Here is a 17,901-nt window from a genome sequence, read left to right on the forward strand (position 1 = left end):
ATATTAATCTCATAACTTTTTAGTCTTATTTTTAATTTCATTAATAAGTTAATGCTTTATTAATTGGTTTATTCTTAGTGAAAAATAGTGCGAACGAAAAAGATGCATAGAAAAAAATTGCGTGATTATCTGATACTCATTGGGAATGCTTTAAGGGATGCTGAACGCCTAATAAAATAAGAGGTGCCTTTACGAATGAAAGCAATATTAATGAAAACCATACCAATAAAAAGCCTGCTGATGGGATTGTCTATTTCTGTGTTTATGACGGCGATGGCGTCAGCCATGCCGCTTGAAGAACAGTTTCAGTTAATGGCGGAAGATGAAAGCGAAAAAATCCGCTGCTTTGAACCTTCTTCACCTTTCTTGTATTGCCTTAAAGGAAGCGTATACAAAAAAGGTGGTATCAGGCTCTTAGATAAGCAGGGTAATGAAGTGTATCAATTTTACTATTTTGATAATGGTCTCGACCCTGCGAGTGACGGGCTATACCGAATTCGTCAGGGGGAAAAAATAGGTTATGCCAACGCCCAAACCGGAGAAATTGTGATTGAGCCGATTTATGATTGTGCATATCCATTTGAAAACAGTAAAGCCAAGGTAGGCAAGAAGTGTGAGCGACAAACCGACGGAGAACATAGCTGGTGGGTTGGGGGCGAATGGCAAGAAATTGTTAATCCACTGAGTAGGGAAAATTAGCGTTTTATTCATGTATTAACCTCAGGAATTTAACAAAAGTCACAATCTAAATATGATTTTAAAAGTTACTTAACTTGTTGAAATGAAAAATATTTGTTACTCAGATCACATTTTTTGAGGGTTTAGCGACTCTTGAAAACCATTCACCGCAAAAAACTAACCGCTTAATTCTGTATGCCACCACTCAAGGTAACTTTTCGCTTTTCCTGATAGTAATTTTTTACCATAGCCACTATGGCAGAACTCAATTTTTTACATTCAAAATCATTCAACCACTGCCTATTAAAAAATCATTTGTTATTCATCGAAAACGATTAAAAACAACGTTTTCGCAGTTTAATAAACGGTAATTACGTATTAATGGCATGTTCGTTCTACCTCAGAAGGGTGTTCTATGAACAAAAATGGTATTTTAAAACACATTCCATGGATGATCCTCGGGATCATCGGTGCAATCTGTTTAGGGGTTGTCGCACTAAGACGCGGCGAGCACATTAGTGCATTGTGGATCGTCGTCGCATCTGTGGCGGTGTATCTGATTGCTTATCGCTACTACAGCTTATATATCGCTAAAAAAGTGATGAAGCTGGACGAAACGCGTTCTACACCAGCGGTCATTAATAATGACGGCTTAAACTATGTTCCAACCAATAAAAACGTTCTATTTGGTCACCACTTTGCGGCTATCGCAGGGGCGGGTCCATTAGTTGGCCCAGTATTAGCAGCTCAGGTGGGTTACTTACCAGGAACATTGTGGCTACTGGCAGGGGTTGTCCTTGCGGGGGCGGTACAGGACTTTATGGTGCTGTTTATCTCCTCACGCCGTAACGGTGCATCTCTTGGTGAGATAGTTAAAGAAGAATTGGGTCCAATCCCAGGTACGCTAGCACTATTTGGCTGCTTCTTAATTATGATTATCATCCTCGCCGTATTGGCGCTGATCGTGGTTAAGGCACTGGCAGAAAGCCCATGGGGTGTGTTCACAGTTTGCTCCACTGTGCCGATTGCGCTCTTTATGGGGATATACATGCGCTATATCCGACCGGGGCGTGTGGGTGAAATTGCCGTTATCGGTATTGCACTGTTAGTTGCTTCTATTTGGTTTGGTGGTGTGATTGCGCATGACCCTTACTGGGGTCCAGCACTGACCTTTAAAGATACGACGATTACTTATGCCTTAGTCGGTTATGCGTTTGTTTCCGCGTTACTGCCAGTATGGCTGATTTTAGCGCCTCGCGACTACTTAGCGACATTCCTGAAAATCGGGGTTATCGTTGGTTTAGCGGTGGGTATTGTTATCCTGAACCCTGAGCTGAAAATGCCAGCGGTGACACAGTTTGTTGATGGTTCTGGTCCAGTTTGGAAAGGTACACTGTTCCCATTCCTGTTCATCACCATTGCGTGTGGTGCAGTATCCGGTTTCCACGCCTTAATCTCTTCAGGTACGACGCCAAAACTGTTAGCGAACGAAAAAGACGCGCGTTACATCGGCTACGGTGCGATGTTAATGGAATCTTTCGTCGCTATCATGGCGTTAGTCGCAGCTTCTATCATCGAGCCAGGTCTGTACTTTGCAATGAACACCCCACCATCAGCATTAGGTATCACTATGCCTAACCTGCATGAGCTGGGTGGTCCAGATGGCGCTGCAATTATGGCGCAACTGAAAGATGTGTCTGTTCATGCGGCTGCAACGGTCAGTTCATGGGGCTTTGTAATTTCTCCTGAACAAATCATGCAAACAGCAAAAGACATCGGTGAGCCTTCGATTCTAAACCGTGCCGGTGGTGCGCCAACCTTAGCTGTCGGTATTGCATTTGTATTCCACGAAATTATGCCAGCTGCCAACATGGGCTTCTGGTATCACTTCGGTATTCTGTTTGAAGCACTGTTTATCTTAACCGCACTGGATGCCGGTACGCGTTCTGGCCGCTTTATGCTGCAAGATTTACTGGGTAACTTCGTGCCATTCTTGAAGAAAACTGACTCTCTGTTTGCTGGGATCATCGGTACAGCAGGATGCGTAGGTTTATGGGGTTATTTACTGTATCAAGGCGTTGTTGACCCACTGGGCGGCGTTAAGAGCTTGTGGCCACTGTTCGGTATCTCCAACCAGATGCTGGCAGCGGTAGCGTTAGTCTTGAGTACGGTTGTATTAATTAAGATGAAACGCAGTAAATACATCTTAGTGACTGTGTTACCAGCGGTATGGTTATTAATCTGTACCACATGGGCACTGGGACTGAAATTATTCAGCGATAATCCTCAACTGGAAGGTTTCTTATACTTAGCGAAATCTTACAAAGAGAAAATCGCCGCGGGTGGTGCTGAGTTAACGGCACAAGAAATTACTAATATGAATCACATTATTATTAATAACTACACTAACGCGGGTCTGAGTATTCTGTTCTTAGTGGTGGTTTACGGTATTATCTTCTACGGTATCCGTGTGGGAATGAAAGCCCATAAAAACCCAAATCGTACAGATAAAGAAACCCCTTATGTTCCTGTTCCTAAAGAGGGTGTGAAAGTGTCATCTTCACACTAAGAGCAGAATAATGCGTCGAGTTAAGTTTTACTCGAAACAGTAAGGGAAGCCCGACATTGTACGAAAAAACAATGTCGGGCATTTTGCCTTTGGAGATGGTTATGTTTGGAAACTTGGGTAAAACCGGTAAATATTTAGGGCAGGCGGCGAGAATGCTGGTGGGGATCCCCGATTACGATACCTATGTGCAGCATATGAAAGATAATCACCCCGACAAACCCGTGATGACCTATAAAGAGTTTTTCCGTGAACGACAAGATGCTCGCTACGGCGGCAGTGGTAAAGGCGGATTTCGCTGCTGTTAACGAATGTTCTTATAAATAAACGGCATGATGAGGGCAATAATGAAACCAATCAATGTAACGATTTTAACGGGCTTTTTGGGTGCAGGAAAAACCACGCTATTGAGCCACATTCTCAACGCTGATCATGGTCATAAAATTGCGGTGATCGAAAATGAGTTCGGCGAAGTTCCTATCGATAATGCGTTGATTGGCGACCGTGCCACACAAATCACCACCTTAAGTAATGGTTGTATTTGTTGCAGCCGTTCTAATGAGTTAGAGAATGCGTTGTTGGATTTATTGGACGGTTTAGACAGCGGCAAACTCGATTTTGAGCGTTTAGTGATTGAGTGTACGGGAATGGCAGATCCAGGTCCGATTACGCAAACATTTTTCTCCCATGAAGTGCTGTGCGAGCGTTATTTATTGGATGGCATTATTACTTTGGTGGATGCGGTTCACGCCGATAAGCAACTTAATGATTTCGCTATTGCGCAAGCGCAGATTGGCTATGCTGATAGAATTCTTCTCACCAAAACCGATATTGAGCCAAACACTGATGCGCTGATTGAGCGTTTGCAGCGTATTAATGCCCGAGCACCGATTTATCCAGTGGTTCATGGGGATATTAATTTAGATTTATTGTTAGATATTGAAGGCTTTTTGCTGGATTCAAAACTCAATGTTAAGCAACCGACGTTCCGTTTTGCGCCTAAGCAGCAAAACGAGGTGGGGTCGATTGTGCTGGAGTTTGATTACCCTGTAGAGCTGATGGCCGTCTCCCAAGTGATGGAAGATTTATTACTTGGTTTTGCAGATAATTTATTACGCTATAAGGGAATTTTGTCCATCGTCGACGAACCAAAGCGCCTATTATTCCAAGGTGTCCAGCGCCTGTATAGCGCAGATTGGGACAGAGATTGGGGCGAAGATGAACCGCGCAGCAGCGTCCTCGTTTTCATCGGCATCGATCTTCCAGAAACCGAAATTCGCGAAAAATTCGCTGCACTAGAAACCAGAAATTAAAAATTAGAATCAAGCTACAGTTATAGAAATCAGAAATCAGAAATTAGAAGTCAGAATGAAATTCAAAGTCATTAGCGCCGTAGCTAGGCGGCAATTGAGCTAATCCCTAGGAGCATACAAAAGTATGTGACTAGGGTTAGCGAGTGCAGCCAACAACGCTACGGTGTTAAGGACGAAGAATTAGCGGGCCTTCGAGGACATGATTTCTATGATCTGGATGTCTGTATGCCGCATCGACCCTGCTGCCAACGAACACAAGTTCGCAATCGACTGATCCACATCATCCGACACAATTCCGTCCGAGCCTCTTACGCAGCTATTATCTAGCGCCATCAATACAGCTTTGTATGCCGCACTTGCACTGGTGGAGACTTTCATTGCACAGCTGTTTGATGCGCCATCACAGATCATGCCACTGACGTCGCCGATCATGCTTGAGATTGCCATTGCGACCACGTCATAGCGAGCTTCTAATAACCATGCAATCCCAGCGGCAGCACCCATTGCAGCGGTGGTTGCCGCACATAATGCAGAAAGCGCAGGCAGTTGGTTATGAATATAAATGGCCATTAAATGGGAGAGCATCAGCGCGCGAGCTAACTGTTCTTCGGTAGATTGCAGATAATCTGCGGTGACAACAACTGGCATGGTGGCTGCAATACCTTGGTTACCGGAACCGGAATTACTCATGGCGGGCAATACTGCACCGCCCATACGTGCATCGGAGGCTGCCGTTGTGCGGATCATAATTTCGGATAATAAATCTTTGGACAATAAACCGCGGTCACGTTGAGCCTGCAACGTTTTACCAATATGCAGACCGTAGCTATTGCGCAAACCTTCTTGAGATAACGCATCATTTAAGTGTGCGGCTTCAAGAATGAAACGAATATCGTTTAATGGTGCTTGAGTTGCGAACTCATAAACCGCCTTAGCGGTGACTTTCGGTAAGCTGACATCGGTACCACAATCAACGGGATCCCGAGTTTCTGTTTTATTCTCTGTAATATCGAACAGAACCTGATCACCGTGGATAATTTTGACAATATGCGTGTGAGAGCCTGCGATGATCACCGTGGCAGAATCATTGTCGCTGTAGGCTGTCGCTTCTGAATAAACAACATCATCACAAGGGGATTTAATATCAACGGTGATGGAACCGTCTGCGAGCATCGCTTTACTGCGAGCAATCGCTTCAGGCGACGCGGATTTTAATACTTCTAACCCAGCATCAGCATCACCACCCACAGCACCTAGCGCCGCAGCAATCGGTAATCCCACCATTCCTGTTCCCGGAACGGTGACACCCATACCATTTTTCATGAGATTTGGGGAAACAAATGCGGCAACGCGGATCACTGGCGATGACAGATAAGACGCTGCTTTCGCCGCTGCGTAAGCAAGAGAAATGGGTTCAGTACAGCCCAGTGCAGGTTTCACGTCTTGTTTAACGGCATTGATAAAATATTGCCAGAGAAGTTCTTCAGTTTGCGTTGCCATGGTGATATCCCTAAAAGTCATGTGGTGATGGAATTATTTTAATGAAGAGGACGGAGAAAAACTTCACAATGTTTATGGATAAATGGGGGTAAGAGAGAAAATTTATCTCTAATATGATTTGTTTGGGGTAAATATTTTTAAATATGATGCCGATCACAAAAATCCTACCTATTTTCATAGGTAGGATACCGTGAGCTTAGCTTTCTAAATCGAGGCGTTTGCTTTGCCATTTACGTGAGCGCCAGCGCCACGCATTGGTGAGTCCACGAACCCACTCATCGACAAAGAATCCAATCCAGATACCGATTAACCCCATTTCCATTTTGATGCCAAGGAAGTAGCCTAGTGGGATAGCGATCCCCCACATAAAGAGCACGGCGGTCAATAATGGGAACTTCGCATCACCAGAGGCACGAAGGGCGTTTACCATGACGATGTTGATAGTACGCCCCGGCTCTAAGAACACGGATAATAAGAAAATTGGCAGTAATAGCTGAATGATGCCTTGATCGTCCGTTAAGCTATCGAGGATGGGCGCGCGGAATAACCAGAACACAAACACCACGCCGATAGTGACGTAAAAGCCCCATTTCAAACTCTTAAACGCACGACGATAGGCATCTTCAAAGCGCTTAGCGCCCACCAAATGCCCAACCATAATCTCATTACCAATACTGATGGAAATTCCAAACAGCATAATAAATAGGGAAAGCTGGAAGTAGAGAGTTTGCGCCGCAAGGGCAGTTTCACCCATTAAGCCGATAAAGGCGGATGCGGTCATAAAGTGCAGGATCCACACCAAGTTTTCACCAGCGGCTGGTAAACCAATATGCAGGATTTTACTGAGCATTTTGCTGGACCAGCGGATCAGCATCATCGGGGTAAACCTGATCCTTAAACCATAGAACAGCAGGCAGAACAGTAAAATGACCGCCACAACACGCCCAACCACTGTTGACCATGCAACGCCTTCCAGACCATATTGCGGTAAGCCAAAGAAGCCATACAGTACAATCATGTTACCAATTACGGTAATAATGTTGGCAATCAGCGTGACCCACATCGCTGGCTGAGCTTTACCATAAACGCGTAAACAAGCCGCGAGAATGATGGAGATCGCTTCAGGAATTAAACAGATACCCAAAATGTGTAAATACGCGTACCCATCATCCATTAAATGGGATGGAGTATTCATAATGGTCAGAATTTTGTAGCCAAAAAAGAGCGCAATTAAGGCGCTGGAGAAACCTAATATAAAGTTAAAGGCGATGGAAATATGAATCGCTTGGCTGGCTTTATCACGGCGACCTGCACCCAAATATTGAGCGATAACGACGCTACATCCCACGCTAATAAAGTTAAAGATAGTAATAAATAGGTCAAAGACCTGATTCCCGACCCCCATTGCGGCGAGGTAGGCAGTCGATACATGGCTCACCATGTAGGTATTAATTAATAAGGTGGCCAAATGAAGGAAAATATCAATAAAGATTGGCCAACTGAGGGAATAGAGTGACCTCTCAGTGACATCGGGCTGATGCATTAAGAACCTTTGTATTCGTTTAAATGGAGGAAAGAGCGAAATTTGCTCGGATTCTACCTCTAATTGATAAAGTAACCTAGTAATAAAAGTCGGAACTTTTTAGATAATTAAGCTTTGTTTAATCTATATAAATTTGTTATTGATATGTATCTTGTATTTGAAATATGACATCAGAATGACCGAGGAGTCACAATGACAAAAATTAAAACAGCAATAGTGGGTTACGGCAATATTGGTCGTTATGCACTAGAAGCTGTTCAAGCCGCTGATGATTTCGAATTAGTCGGAATTGTACGCCGTAATACCCAAGATATTCCAGCGGAATTAGCCGGATATAAAGTGGTTGATGACATCGAAAAATTAGATGGTGTGGATGTTGCGTTACTTTGTTCCCCTACACGCGCTATCGGAACTTTAGCAGAGAAAATCTTAAGCCTAGGGATTAATACCGTAGATAGCTTCGATGTACATTCGGATATCGTGGCATTAAAACACCAGCTTGATAGCGTCGCGAAGAAACATAACAGTGTGTCAATCGTATCGGCAGGCTGGGATCCAGGTTCTGACTCCATCATGCGTACCTTGATGCTGGCAATGGCACCAAAAGGGGTGACTTACACGAACTTTGGGCCCGGTATGAGCATGGGACACAGTGTGGCAGCGAAAGCGGTTGATGGCGTGAAAGATGCGCTTTCAGTCACCATCCCTCTAGGCACTGGCGTTCATCGCCGTATGGTGTATGTTGAGCTGGAAGTGGGTGCTAACTTCGATGATGTGGTACGCGGCATCAAGCAAGATAGTTATTTCTCTTCCGATGAAACCCATATTCGCCAAGTAGATAGCATTGATGCATTAAAAGATGTAGGGCACGGAGTCCAAATGACCCATAAAGGGGTTTCTGGTGCGACGCACAATCAGTTATTCGAATATTCAATGCACATCAATAACCCGGCATTAACATCGCAGTTTATGGTATCTGCCGCACGTGCAACCATGAAACAGCCAGCGGGAGCTTATACCGTCATTGAAATCCCACCAGTGAATTTCCTGCAAGGTGATTTAGATAGCTTAATCGCTAAGCTGGTTTAATTTTTAAATCGCTTTAATCACTGATTAATGGTGCGCAGCATAATAAATAGCATTGCTACCGCGTACCATTTTCTCTCCTCGCTTTTTATTTTATTCCCCTTCAGAATAACGCCATTATTTAGGATTGGTACGACATAAGCATATAAGAGTCTCAGCGGAGAAATGGAATGGAAACACCAAAGGAAAAGAAACCGGTTACGAATAAAAATAAAGGGCGCCAATCCTCAGCGGCAAGCTTTTTCCCTAAAAATAAAGGGGTAAAAAGCGTCAAAGAGACCCAAAATTCATTTAGTGTCATTCGTGCTTTTTCAAAAATGATAAATTATGGATTTTCAATATTCTATGTGGGTTTTATTATTTCGGTTTGGTTTTTCCCTGAAAATTACAGTATCGAGATTATTTATAACCTCACGTTGATCCTTATATTCGAGTTTATTCTGGTGCACTCCGGCGTTTTTATGTCGGTATTTAAGAATTTTTTTGTGATATTAGGATTTGCCTTGGTTTATGGTCTTTTTGCTTTGGCCATTAATATGTCAGTGCTGGGAGATTCTCCCATCATTTTATATCTCTACAGTGCAACGGTGGTCAACCGGATGCTGTTTGGGTTAACCAGCCGAACTGACCAAGAACGCCAAGAGAATATGGGGTATTCCGCTTTAATGGCAATGAACTTTATGTTCAGTATCTTTACTGCGCTGTTGTTATCGTGGATGGTGCCGTATGGCGGGTTAACGCCAGCGTATCTGGAGTCCATTCATTATTTAGATTCTATTGGTACGGGCGGTGAGTTCCCTGAAAAGCCGCATGTGGCGTTTGCGTTTGGTGTACTCTATTTTTCGTTGCCTGTTGTCTTGCCTGTATTATTTGGGTTATTGAGTTTACGCAAAAAGAGAAAAACTCAAATGGCCGATGTGGATGGTCAATAGGCTGGATAGCGAATAAGTTGAATAGTAGATAGAAAGAAAAACGCCTACCGAAGTAGGCGTCCTGGTGTTGGCAAAAATAAAGTAAAACAAAAAATACAGAATGAAAATTAGCGAGTTATTGATTTAAATTGCTGTGTGGTCTCTTTCAATGCCACTTCTGTCGGTAAACGTTCCATAGAACTTGCACCGTAGAAGCCGTGGCAATCAGGGCAGTGCGCTAAAATATATTCTGCATCTTCCGGCGTGGCGATAGGGCCACCGTGGCACAGAATAATCACATCATCACGCACCGATTTTGCGGCTTTCGCCCAATCATTGATAAGTTCAACGCAATCCGCCAGTGTGACGGCGGTTTCCGCACCGATGTTACCGCCGGTGGTTAGCCCCATGTGTGGGACAATAATATCCGCACCCGCCTGTGCCATTGCAATGGCATCTTCACGGCTAAAGACGTATGGCGTGGTTAATAACCCTTTTTCATGCGCCATGCGGATCATATCGACTTCTAAACCGTAACCCATGCCTGTTTCTTCTAAATTGGCACGGAAGTTACCGTCAATCAGTCCGACGGTTGGGAAGTTTTGCACCCCAGCAAAGCCAGTCGCCTTGATATCATCAAGGAATTTATCGAACTGACAGAATGGGTCGGTACCGTTAACTCCAGCAAGCACAGGGGTGTGCTTCACAACAGGGAGAACTTCTTTCGCCATATCCATCACGATTTCGTTGGCATTACCATAAGCCAGTAGGCCGGCGAGAGAGCCGCGTCCTGCCATGCGGTAACGACCTGAATTATAAATAACGATTAAGTCGATGCCACCGGCTTCTTCACATTTAGCGGACAGACCAGTACCTGCGCCACCGCCAATGATGGGTTCTCCACGAGCAATCATCTCTCTGAAATTTTTCAGTAAGTCTTCGCGGTTATGTTTCATTGATGAACCTCTACTTGTTTACTATTTTCTGGTGTAATTCAATAACCTGCTCACAGAATTCAGGTGAATTAATGTGATGCGGGCTTAATATTAATTGTCGTTTTTCTGTAGTGACTAAGTGCTGTGTTAATGCGTCGATAAAGGCTTGATCTGCCAGCGGATCCCAAAATGGTGCTCCGTCGATATCTAATGCGGAAAAACCGGCTGTTGGGATAATAAAGCGAATTTCGCCTTCGCAAGCATTCAGCTTTTCTGCAATCCAATGTCCCATCTGACGGTTCTCTTCTACGGTGGTTCTCATCAGTGTGACTTGGGCATTATGGTGATAAAACTGTCTATCTTTATACTGTTCTGGCACGGTGGAAGGGCGACCAAAGTTCACCATATCCAACGCACCGCAAGATAATACGCAAGGTGTTTGGGTTCGCGCGATGGCGCCAAAGCGGTCTTCATCGCAAGCCAATACGCCACCAAACAGGTAGTCGCACACTTCCGTGGTGGTGATATCCAAAACGGAATCTAATAAGCGGCTATCAATCAATTTTTCCATGGCTTTGCCGCCACTTCCCGTTGCATGGAATACTAGGCAGTCATGGTCATGTTCTAATTTTGCCGTTAATTGCTGGACGCAAGGAGTGGTGACACCAAACATAGTTAAGGCAATTGCGGGTTTATTTTCAGCGGTATCGGTTTCACCGTTATCAAACCAGACTGCGCCGGCAATTTGGTTGGCCGCATTTTTTAGGACTTTACGTGAAATAACATTGAGTCCAGAAACATCCGTGACAGAGTACATCATGGCGATATCACTTGCGCCGATATACCCGGAAATATCGCCCGAGGCCATAGTGGAGACCATGAGTTTTGGCACACCGACAGGTAAAATTTGCATTGCTGGTGTAATCAGTGCCGTCCCCCCTGAGCCGCCTAGCCCAAGTATTGCGGCGACGTCAGTTTGTGCAGCAAGATAGAGGCTGAAGGCTTGTGCCATCGCTTCTATCGCTTTTCCGCGATCTCCGCAGAAAATGGCACCAGCACCTTGAGGGTGGAAACTGGCAACTATTTCGGCGGTGACATCAGCATTTTTTTCTAATAATGATGGCTGAGTACTCAAGTCAACGGTACGTACAGCAAGCCCTGCATTTTTAATTAAGTCACTGACATAAAAAAGTTCAGCGCTTTTGGTGTCTAGGGTACTTGCAACATAAATAAAACCCTGATGCTTTGGCATAGAAAAATCCTTTGTTTTTTTATGTAACGTTGTTTGGTTACTTAATATGTGTAGGGTGTGTTGAATTTTTCATCTTAATGAGACTATAGTATCATTTACGATAAGTCAACAATGAGACTATCGTCTCATTTTTGGCCTTATCTGCTTGGTTCATTAGATGATGACTTGTATCTTGTTGATAAAACATTATAAATAGAGTGGTTATCATAAAATAGTTAAATCAGAGTAATGGTTTTTGTCCATGAATATTTAAATATAATGATTTACCGTGCTGTATTTATAGCGTAATTTCGAAAGCGAGCACATTGCGTACTTGTCAGATGATTAAGAATGCTTATCGGCGAATATGTACTGTGAAAGATATTGTCTACACTCATAGAAAGGCGATTTTAAGGATAAAGACATGCCACTGAGCCATCTTATGCCAGACTATAAAGGAACGCGCAAACGTACCTATAATTTACTCGTGTCAACGGCAGTTGAGCTATTTGAAAAAGGGGCAATGCCGTCAGTATCTGAGTTAGCAATGGAGGCGGGCGTTTCGCGTGCGACTGCGTATCGTTATTTTCCAACGCAAAGTGACCTGATTGCCGCGACGGTGAATGTTAGCCTCGGTCCTATTTTGACGTGGAAGCCGCAAAGCGAAAAAACAGAAGAGCGAATTGATGAACTGTTACGCTACGCATTCCCGCGTATGTTTGCTCACGAAGGGGTTTTGCGTGCGGCGTTACAAACATCACTTCAACAGTGGGCGCTTGGGCGTTCATCACCTTCACCAGAACCCGAAGAGAAAAGATTAGAGCGCGGTAATCGTAAAGATATTTTGGCGATGGTGACATCACCGATGAAATCTGAGTTTCCGGATGAAGTCATTGATAAAGTGATTAAAGCATTTTCCGTGATCTACGGATCGGAAATTTTCTTGGTATTAAAAGATATCTGGAAATTGGATAACGATCAGGTCACTGAAATCGCACAATGGATGGCAAAAGCGATTATTAATCAAGCGACTGCGGATAAGCAGCTGATTGAGAAACCATAGACATTTCCCCCTCTCAAATTCGCCTAATATCCTCCTGTCTATCGGGGGATTTTATGCACTTCGTAGGATTATCGGTTAAACCTTCACGAAAAACAGGCATGACGCTCATTTCAGCATTCTTAGCCTCATGAGCTTGAATGATTGTGATATAACTTAATCTCATAATTAATTATATCAATGGTTACTGTCCGATGATAAAGCTGATAAAAATGAGTGTTGGGATCATTCTTTGTGCCATTGTTGGCGGCTCACTCACTTATATCGGCATTCCCTTAGCGTTGATGTTCGGTCCGATTATCGCCATTATTATTTTCCATCGTTTTGGTTTCTCATTCCCCACTCCTAAACACACTATTACTTTTGTTCAAGTGACGCTCGGAACCTCTGTAGGTCTGATGTTTAATCAAGTGTCGCTGAAGGATGCAGATAACTTATTGCTACTGTTATTGATGTTGGTGGTCTGTTTAGCCGTGCAGTTTTCATTTAGTTTTTTTTGGTTTCACCGCAAGGTCGGGTGGACAAAACAAGAAGCGATGTTGGGCTCAGTGCCTGGAGCGATGGCGGCCATCCTTGCCTTAACGGATCACACCCATACGCCGCCGCAAAAAATTGTTATCTCCCATACTATCCGTTTAATCATCCTTATTTTATTGGCAGGTTTAGTGGTAGGAAGTGAGGGCGATCCTCAGCCACTAATTGAATGGCCAACGTTAACGCTTGAATCCACGTTCTGGTTATTGGTGATTGTGGCGGTGGGTGTGGTCGTCGGGATGTTTTTGCAACGCCTGCGAGTACCGGCGCCTTTTATGTTAACGTCCCTCGGTGCGGCAACGTTAATTCAAGGTTGGATTGATGTTCAGCTCCATTTCCCATTGATGCTGACTGAACTGAGTATGGTTTTAATTGGGATGAATATTGGTAATCATTTCATTGTATTCCCGCTATCCGCGCTGATAAAAAATATCTACTCTTCAGCCCAAGTGGTGATCATCAATATTATTTTGACCTTTTTGATCACGGTGTTTGCTGCGTGGATCACGGGATATGATATTGCGGTGTTATTGTTGGCTTGGGCTCCGGGAAGTATGGAAGCCATGACTTTCGCGGCAATAACGATGAATTTGGATGCTGGCTTTGTCATGTCCAACCATATTATTCGGATGGTGATTATCCAAACGATTCCATCGGTAGTACTGTTTTGGCAGGAGCGAAAAGGGAAGAAAGAGGGATAAGGAGGAAACATGTATCGATGTGGATTATAAAGGGGATCGACATGTTTCCGCTGGGATTTTAGGCTTATTTTACGTAAGCAAATAGCCCTAAAGAGTCTCTTGCCAAAGATTGGCATTTAAACTCTTGAGTCAATGGAATACCTTTTAAATCATCGTAGCTTTCTTTATTCAGCTTACTCATTTTATCGGAGTTGTAATTTCCCAAATCCCATTTATTACTTTTCGCAAAGTAAACAATGGCGCGTTCAATTTCTCTGTCAGGAATTTGGGAATAGCCGCAATCATATTTTAAATAAATAAATACAGCGGTCAGATCAGCGAGGTCTTCAGCTTCATTGGTAGAGAGTGCTTTGGCGGTATTGGTTAGCCCCAAAAGCATCATTAAGCATGACATCAATATAAATTTTTGCATTCGATATTCATCTGGTTTTTATGTCAAGTAACATTAGCATAAGAACATACTCGCATTACATCAAGTTGCCTGATTTCTTTATGACTACGATGTACTCTATAGATACTAAGCACTTTAGATTATTTTGTGTATAGATTCGTTAGTCAATTCTAACTTTCTTAAATCTATGTAATAAACCCATATTAGATGCATGGGTTTATTGACCTTCCTGTAAGGGGAAGCTTTATCATCCCAATCATTAAACCACGTTTTGCTTGGCAAGGGCAATTTCAGACTTGTCATACCGTGCTCACTGATTGTTGATTTTGATAAATAAAAGGAAGGTTATCTATGTTACGTCGTGATTTTCTGAAGCTGAGTGCTATCGCTTATGCTGCGAGCGCACTGCCAGTTTGGAGCCGCATGGCTGTTGCTGCTGGGAATTATCCCACATTGGCTATTCCACCACTTGTAGAACCGGATGCACAAGGGAATATTCAAATCGCTATCAAGCAAGGTATTTCACAGTTTGTACCGGGCAAGAAAACTACAACGTGGGGATATAACGGCGATTTATTGGGTCCAGCACTTAGCCTGAAAAATGGGCAGTCAGTAAACATTAATATCACCAACCAATTACCTGAAGAGACAACCGTACACTGGCATGGATTGGAAATTTCCGGCGAGCAAGATGGTGGACCTCAAGCGATTATCGCTCCCGGTGCTAGCCGTAAAGTCAATTTCACTCTCAACCAACCTGAAGCCACTTGCTGGTTCCATCCTCATACTCACGGAAAAACTGGTTACCAAGTGGCGATGGGACTAGCGGGATTAGTGCTTGTTAAAGATGAAGACAGCCAAAAACATAGCTTACCGAGCGAGTGGGGCGTCGATGATATTCCCGTTATTCTGCAAGATAAGCGCTTAAAAGATGACGGACAAATTGATTATCAATTAGACGTCATGAGTGCTGCCGTGGGCTGGTTTGGGGATATGATGCTAACCAACGGAGCGGTTTATCCTAAACATGTTGCGCCGAAAGGTTGGATCCGCCTGCGTTTACTCAACGGTTGTAACGCACGTAGCTTGAACGTATCGACCAGTGATGGACGTAAAATGTATGTGGTGGGCAGTGACGGTGGATTACTGGCTGAACCTATCGCATTAACTGAATTACCGATTTTAATGGGCGAACGCTTTGAAGTATTGATTGATGCCTCTGACGGTCGTTCCTTCGACCTTGTCACTTTACCTGTTGGGCAAATGGGAATGACCATCGCGCCATTTGATCAGCCACTGCCTGTTTTACGCATTGAAACTACCTTGAGTGCGGGAGCTGGAAAATTACCTGAACAATTAGCAACGATTGCTGCCATTCCTTCACTGACGGGGCTAAATCGCCGTAAATTCCATTTGATGATGGATATGCGCTTGGATATGCAAGGCATGATGATGCTGCGCGAAAAATATGGTCCGCAGGCGATGGGGAACATGGGGGGGCATGGCGGTATGATGGGGAATATGGATCATTCCAATATGAATGGTGGCAATATGGGAAGTGGAAACATGAACCATGGCAATATGAATAACAGCAATATGGGTCATGGCAATATGGCAGCCGGTACGCAAAGTAATGGCGGTCATTGCGGTATGGGCACAGGTGATCTGGATATTCATAATGCGAATACCATCAATGGACAAGTTTTCTCAATGACACACCCTGCGTTTAATGCGCCGCTAAATCAGCAAGAGGTTTGGGTGATTTCAGGGCGTGGCGATATGATGCTGCACCCATTCCATGTTCACGGAACGCGTTTTAGGATCCTTAAAGAAAATGGTCGCCCGGTTGAACCGCATCGCCAAGGCTGGAAAGACATTGTGAAAGTGGAAGGGCAAGTGAGCGAAGTCTTAGTGGAATTTAAACATACTGCGACGCCACAGCACCCTTATATGGCACATTGTCACTTACTGGAGCATGAAGATACTGGCATGATGATGGGCTTTACCGTAGGTTAAGGTCATCGAAACTGGCAGTGGCGATGTGGTCACTGCCATTTGTTTTGTCGTCGCGTCTTTGTGTGGCTTATGTTAAAATTACGCGCTTTCCTTTCCCATACATGCGTAATAGATGATGAAACATACTCTGGATGTAATGATCTCTGAAGAAGAGATTGCTCAAAGAATCAGTGAATTAGCAGACAGCATTAGTGCTCATTACCAAGACAAACAAGGTGATTTAGTGCTGGTTGGTCTGTTAAAAGGCTCCTTCATTTTTATGGCAGATCTATGCCGTAAAATCACCGTACCTCATGAAGTTGATTTCATGACCGTATCAAGCTACGGCAATGCAATGACATCAAGCCGTGATGTGAAAATCGTGAAAGACTTAGATGAAGATATTCGCGGTAAGCATGTGCTGATCGTTGAAGATATCATTGACTCAGGCAACACGTTAAATAAAGTCCGTGAAATTTTTGGCCTGCGTGAGCCTGCATCTGTGGCAATCTGTACTCTGTTGGATAAGCCTTCTCGCCGTGAAGTGGATGTACCTGTTGAGTGGATTGGTTATTCAATCGAAGATAAATTCGTTGTCGGTTATGGTATCGACTACGCGCAGCAGTATCGCCACCTGCCGTACATTGGGCATGTCACTCTGCTGGAAGAGTAAGTTTTTTAAACTGTATTCTTAGCAATAAAAAGAGCAGCCTAGGCTGCTCTTTTGCTATTTTATTTTCGAAAGATTATTTTTTCTGTGTGAGCTTAGAGATAGCCTCACGATAACCTAACTCTAACTTCTCGCGGCTATCTGAGGTAATGTGTAAGTCGTGTAAGCGACCATTATTGATACCGTAAACCCAGCCGTGGATCATGATTTTCTGACCACGTTTCCATGCGGATTGCATGATAGTGGAGTGACCTAAGTTATACACTTGCTCAACCACGTTTAATTCGCAAAGACGATCTAAGCGCTCGCACGGTTTCAGTTCACCTAACATAGAGCTATGGCGATACCAGATATCTCGAATGTGTAATAACCAGTTATTGATCAGGCCCAATTCGGTGTTATCCACCGCTGCTTCAATACCACCACATCCATAGTGACCACAGATAATAATGTGTTCGACTTCCAGAACATCAACCGCATACTGAATAACTGATAAACAGTTTAAGTCCGTATGGATAACTAAGTTCGCCACATTACGGTGAACGAAGAGATCCCCAGGGGCCGCGTTGATCAGTTTTTCGGCAGGCACTCGACTGTCTGAACAGCCGATCCATAGAAATCTTGGTTTTTGAGCTTTTGATAATTCTTTAAAGAATTCAGGATCTTTTTCTTTTACAGACGCTGACCATGCTTCGTTATTAGCAAACAGCTCTTCAATTTTTCTCATCATGACTTATAGCCTAGTTGTGTGACTTTGCGATAAAATCTTATACAGCATTTATTGTGT

Annotated in this window: 16 protein-coding genes; 10 read left to right on the forward strand and 6 right to left on the reverse strand. The window is 43.8% G+C overall.

Annotated features, from left to right (window positions below; all coding sequences use genetic code 11):
• Positions 1-195: 195 nt before the first annotated feature.
• The 4 genes from JK188_RS10165 (at position 196) to yjiA (ending at position 4,557) form a co-directional block, all read left to right on the forward strand.
• Entirely contained in the window at positions 196-699 is a 504-nt protein-coding gene (locus JK188_RS10165) for a WG repeat-containing protein (RefSeq protein WP_249216025.1), read from the forward strand.
• Between the two features lie 394 nt (positions 700-1,093).
• Positions 1,094-3,247: a carbon starvation CstA family protein gene (locus tag JK188_RS10170; RefSeq protein WP_211887746.1), complete on the forward strand. Its 2,154-nt coding sequence runs from the start codon at positions 1,094-1,096 to the stop codon at positions 3,245-3,247.
• Between the two features lie 101 nt (positions 3,248-3,348).
• Positions 3,349-3,552, forward strand: a complete 204-nt coding sequence (locus JK188_RS10175) for a YbdD/YjiX family protein (protein ID WP_036955629.1) — start codon at positions 3,349-3,351, stop codon at positions 3,550-3,552.
• 39 nt (positions 3,553-3,591) lie between these two features.
• Entirely contained in the window at positions 3,592-4,557 is a 966-nt protein-coding gene (yjiA, locus tag JK188_RS10180) for a GTPase (RefSeq protein ID WP_211887748.1), read from the forward strand.
• Positions 4,558-4,737: 180 nt separating this feature from the next.
• Here yjiA and JK188_RS10185 read toward each other — a convergent pair whose 3' ends face one another.
• Both JK188_RS10185 and JK188_RS10190 read right to left on the reverse strand, forming a co-directional pair.
• Positions 4,738-6,057: an L-cysteine desulfidase family protein gene (locus tag JK188_RS10185; protein WP_211887750.1), complete on the reverse strand. Its 1,320-nt coding sequence runs from the start codon at positions 6,055-6,057 to the stop codon at positions 4,738-4,740.
• Positions 6,058-6,253: 196 nt separating this feature from the next.
• Complete coding sequence (locus tag JK188_RS10190; RefSeq protein ID WP_211887752.1) at positions 6,254-7,600, reverse strand: MATE family efflux transporter; 1,347 nt, start codon at positions 7,598-7,600, stop codon at positions 6,254-6,256.
• A gap of 192 nt (positions 7,601-7,792) precedes the next feature.
• Here JK188_RS10190 and JK188_RS10195 point away from each other — a divergent pair, with 192 nt between their 5' ends.
• A complete protein-coding gene (locus JK188_RS10195; protein ID WP_211887754.1) occupies positions 7,793-8,689 on the forward strand; it encodes a diaminopimelate dehydrogenase in 897 nt (298 codons plus the stop codon).
• 167 nt (positions 8,690-8,856) lie between these two features.
• Complete coding sequence (locus JK188_RS10200) at positions 8,857-9,618, forward strand: hypothetical protein (protein WP_211887756.1); 762 nt, start codon at positions 8,857-8,859, stop codon at positions 9,616-9,618.
• A gap of 107 nt (positions 9,619-9,725) precedes the next feature.
• Here the strand turns inward: JK188_RS10200 and JK188_RS10205 are convergent, their stop codons facing one another.
• Together JK188_RS10205 and JK188_RS10210 are read right to left on the reverse strand one after the other, a co-directional pair.
• Positions 9,726-10,553 (reverse strand): phosphoenolpyruvate hydrolase family protein, encoded by an 828-nt coding sequence (locus JK188_RS10205; protein ID WP_036955608.1) that lies wholly within the window; start codon positions 10,551-10,553, stop codon positions 9,726-9,728.
• 10 nt (positions 10,554-10,563) lie between these two features.
• A complete protein-coding gene (locus tag JK188_RS10210; protein ID WP_211887757.1) occupies positions 10,564-11,784 on the reverse strand; it encodes a Tm-1-like ATP-binding domain-containing protein in 1,221 nt (406 codons plus the stop codon).
• A gap of 403 nt (positions 11,785-12,187) precedes the next feature.
• Between JK188_RS10210 and JK188_RS10215 the strand changes: the two genes are divergently transcribed.
• On the forward strand, positions 12,188-12,826 hold the full coding sequence (locus JK188_RS10215) for a TetR/AcrR family transcriptional regulator (protein ID WP_211887759.1): 639 nt from the start codon (positions 12,188-12,190) through the stop codon (positions 12,824-12,826).
• Positions 12,827-13,017: 191 nt separating this feature from the next.
• The gene (locus JK188_RS10220) at positions 13,018-14,058 is read left to right on the forward strand and encodes an AbrB family transcriptional regulator (RefSeq protein ID WP_211887761.1); all 1,041 of its coding nucleotides are present in this window, start codon (positions 13,018-13,020) and stop codon (positions 14,056-14,058) included.
• Positions 14,059-14,122: 64 nt separating this feature from the next.
• Here the strand turns inward: JK188_RS10220 and JK188_RS10225 are convergent, their stop codons facing one another.
• Positions 14,123-14,470: a YacC family pilotin-like protein gene (locus JK188_RS10225; RefSeq protein ID WP_036955602.1), complete on the reverse strand. Its 348-nt coding sequence runs from the start codon at positions 14,468-14,470 to the stop codon at positions 14,123-14,125.
• A 330-nt stretch (positions 14,471-14,800) separates the two neighbouring features.
• On the opposite strand from JK188_RS10225, the gene cueO reads away from it, so the two are divergent.
• Positions 14,801-16,465 (forward strand): multicopper oxidase CueO, encoded by a 1,665-nt coding sequence (gene cueO / locus JK188_RS10230; RefSeq protein ID WP_211887762.1) that lies wholly within the window; start codon positions 14,801-14,803, stop codon positions 16,463-16,465.
• Between the two features lie 115 nt (positions 16,466-16,580).
• Positions 16,581-17,117: a hypoxanthine phosphoribosyltransferase gene (gene hpt / locus JK188_RS10235; protein ID WP_108478397.1), complete on the forward strand. Its 537-nt coding sequence runs from the start codon at positions 16,581-16,583 to the stop codon at positions 17,115-17,117.
• Between the two features lie 73 nt (positions 17,118-17,190).
• On the opposite strand, the gene can is transcribed toward hpt, so the two are convergent.
• Positions 17,191-17,844 carry a carbonate dehydratase gene (gene can / locus JK188_RS10240; RefSeq protein ID WP_036955599.1) on the reverse strand — a complete coding sequence of 218 codons (654 nt, stop codon included), beginning with the start codon at positions 17,842-17,844 and terminating at the stop codon, positions 17,191-17,193.
• Between the last annotated feature and the right edge of the window lie 57 nt (positions 17,845-17,901).

The sequence above is a fragment of the Providencia sp. JGM181 genome, assembly GCF_018257375.1.
Classification (GTDB): Bacteria; Pseudomonadota; Gammaproteobacteria; order Enterobacterales; family Enterobacteriaceae; genus Providencia; species Providencia lanzhouensis.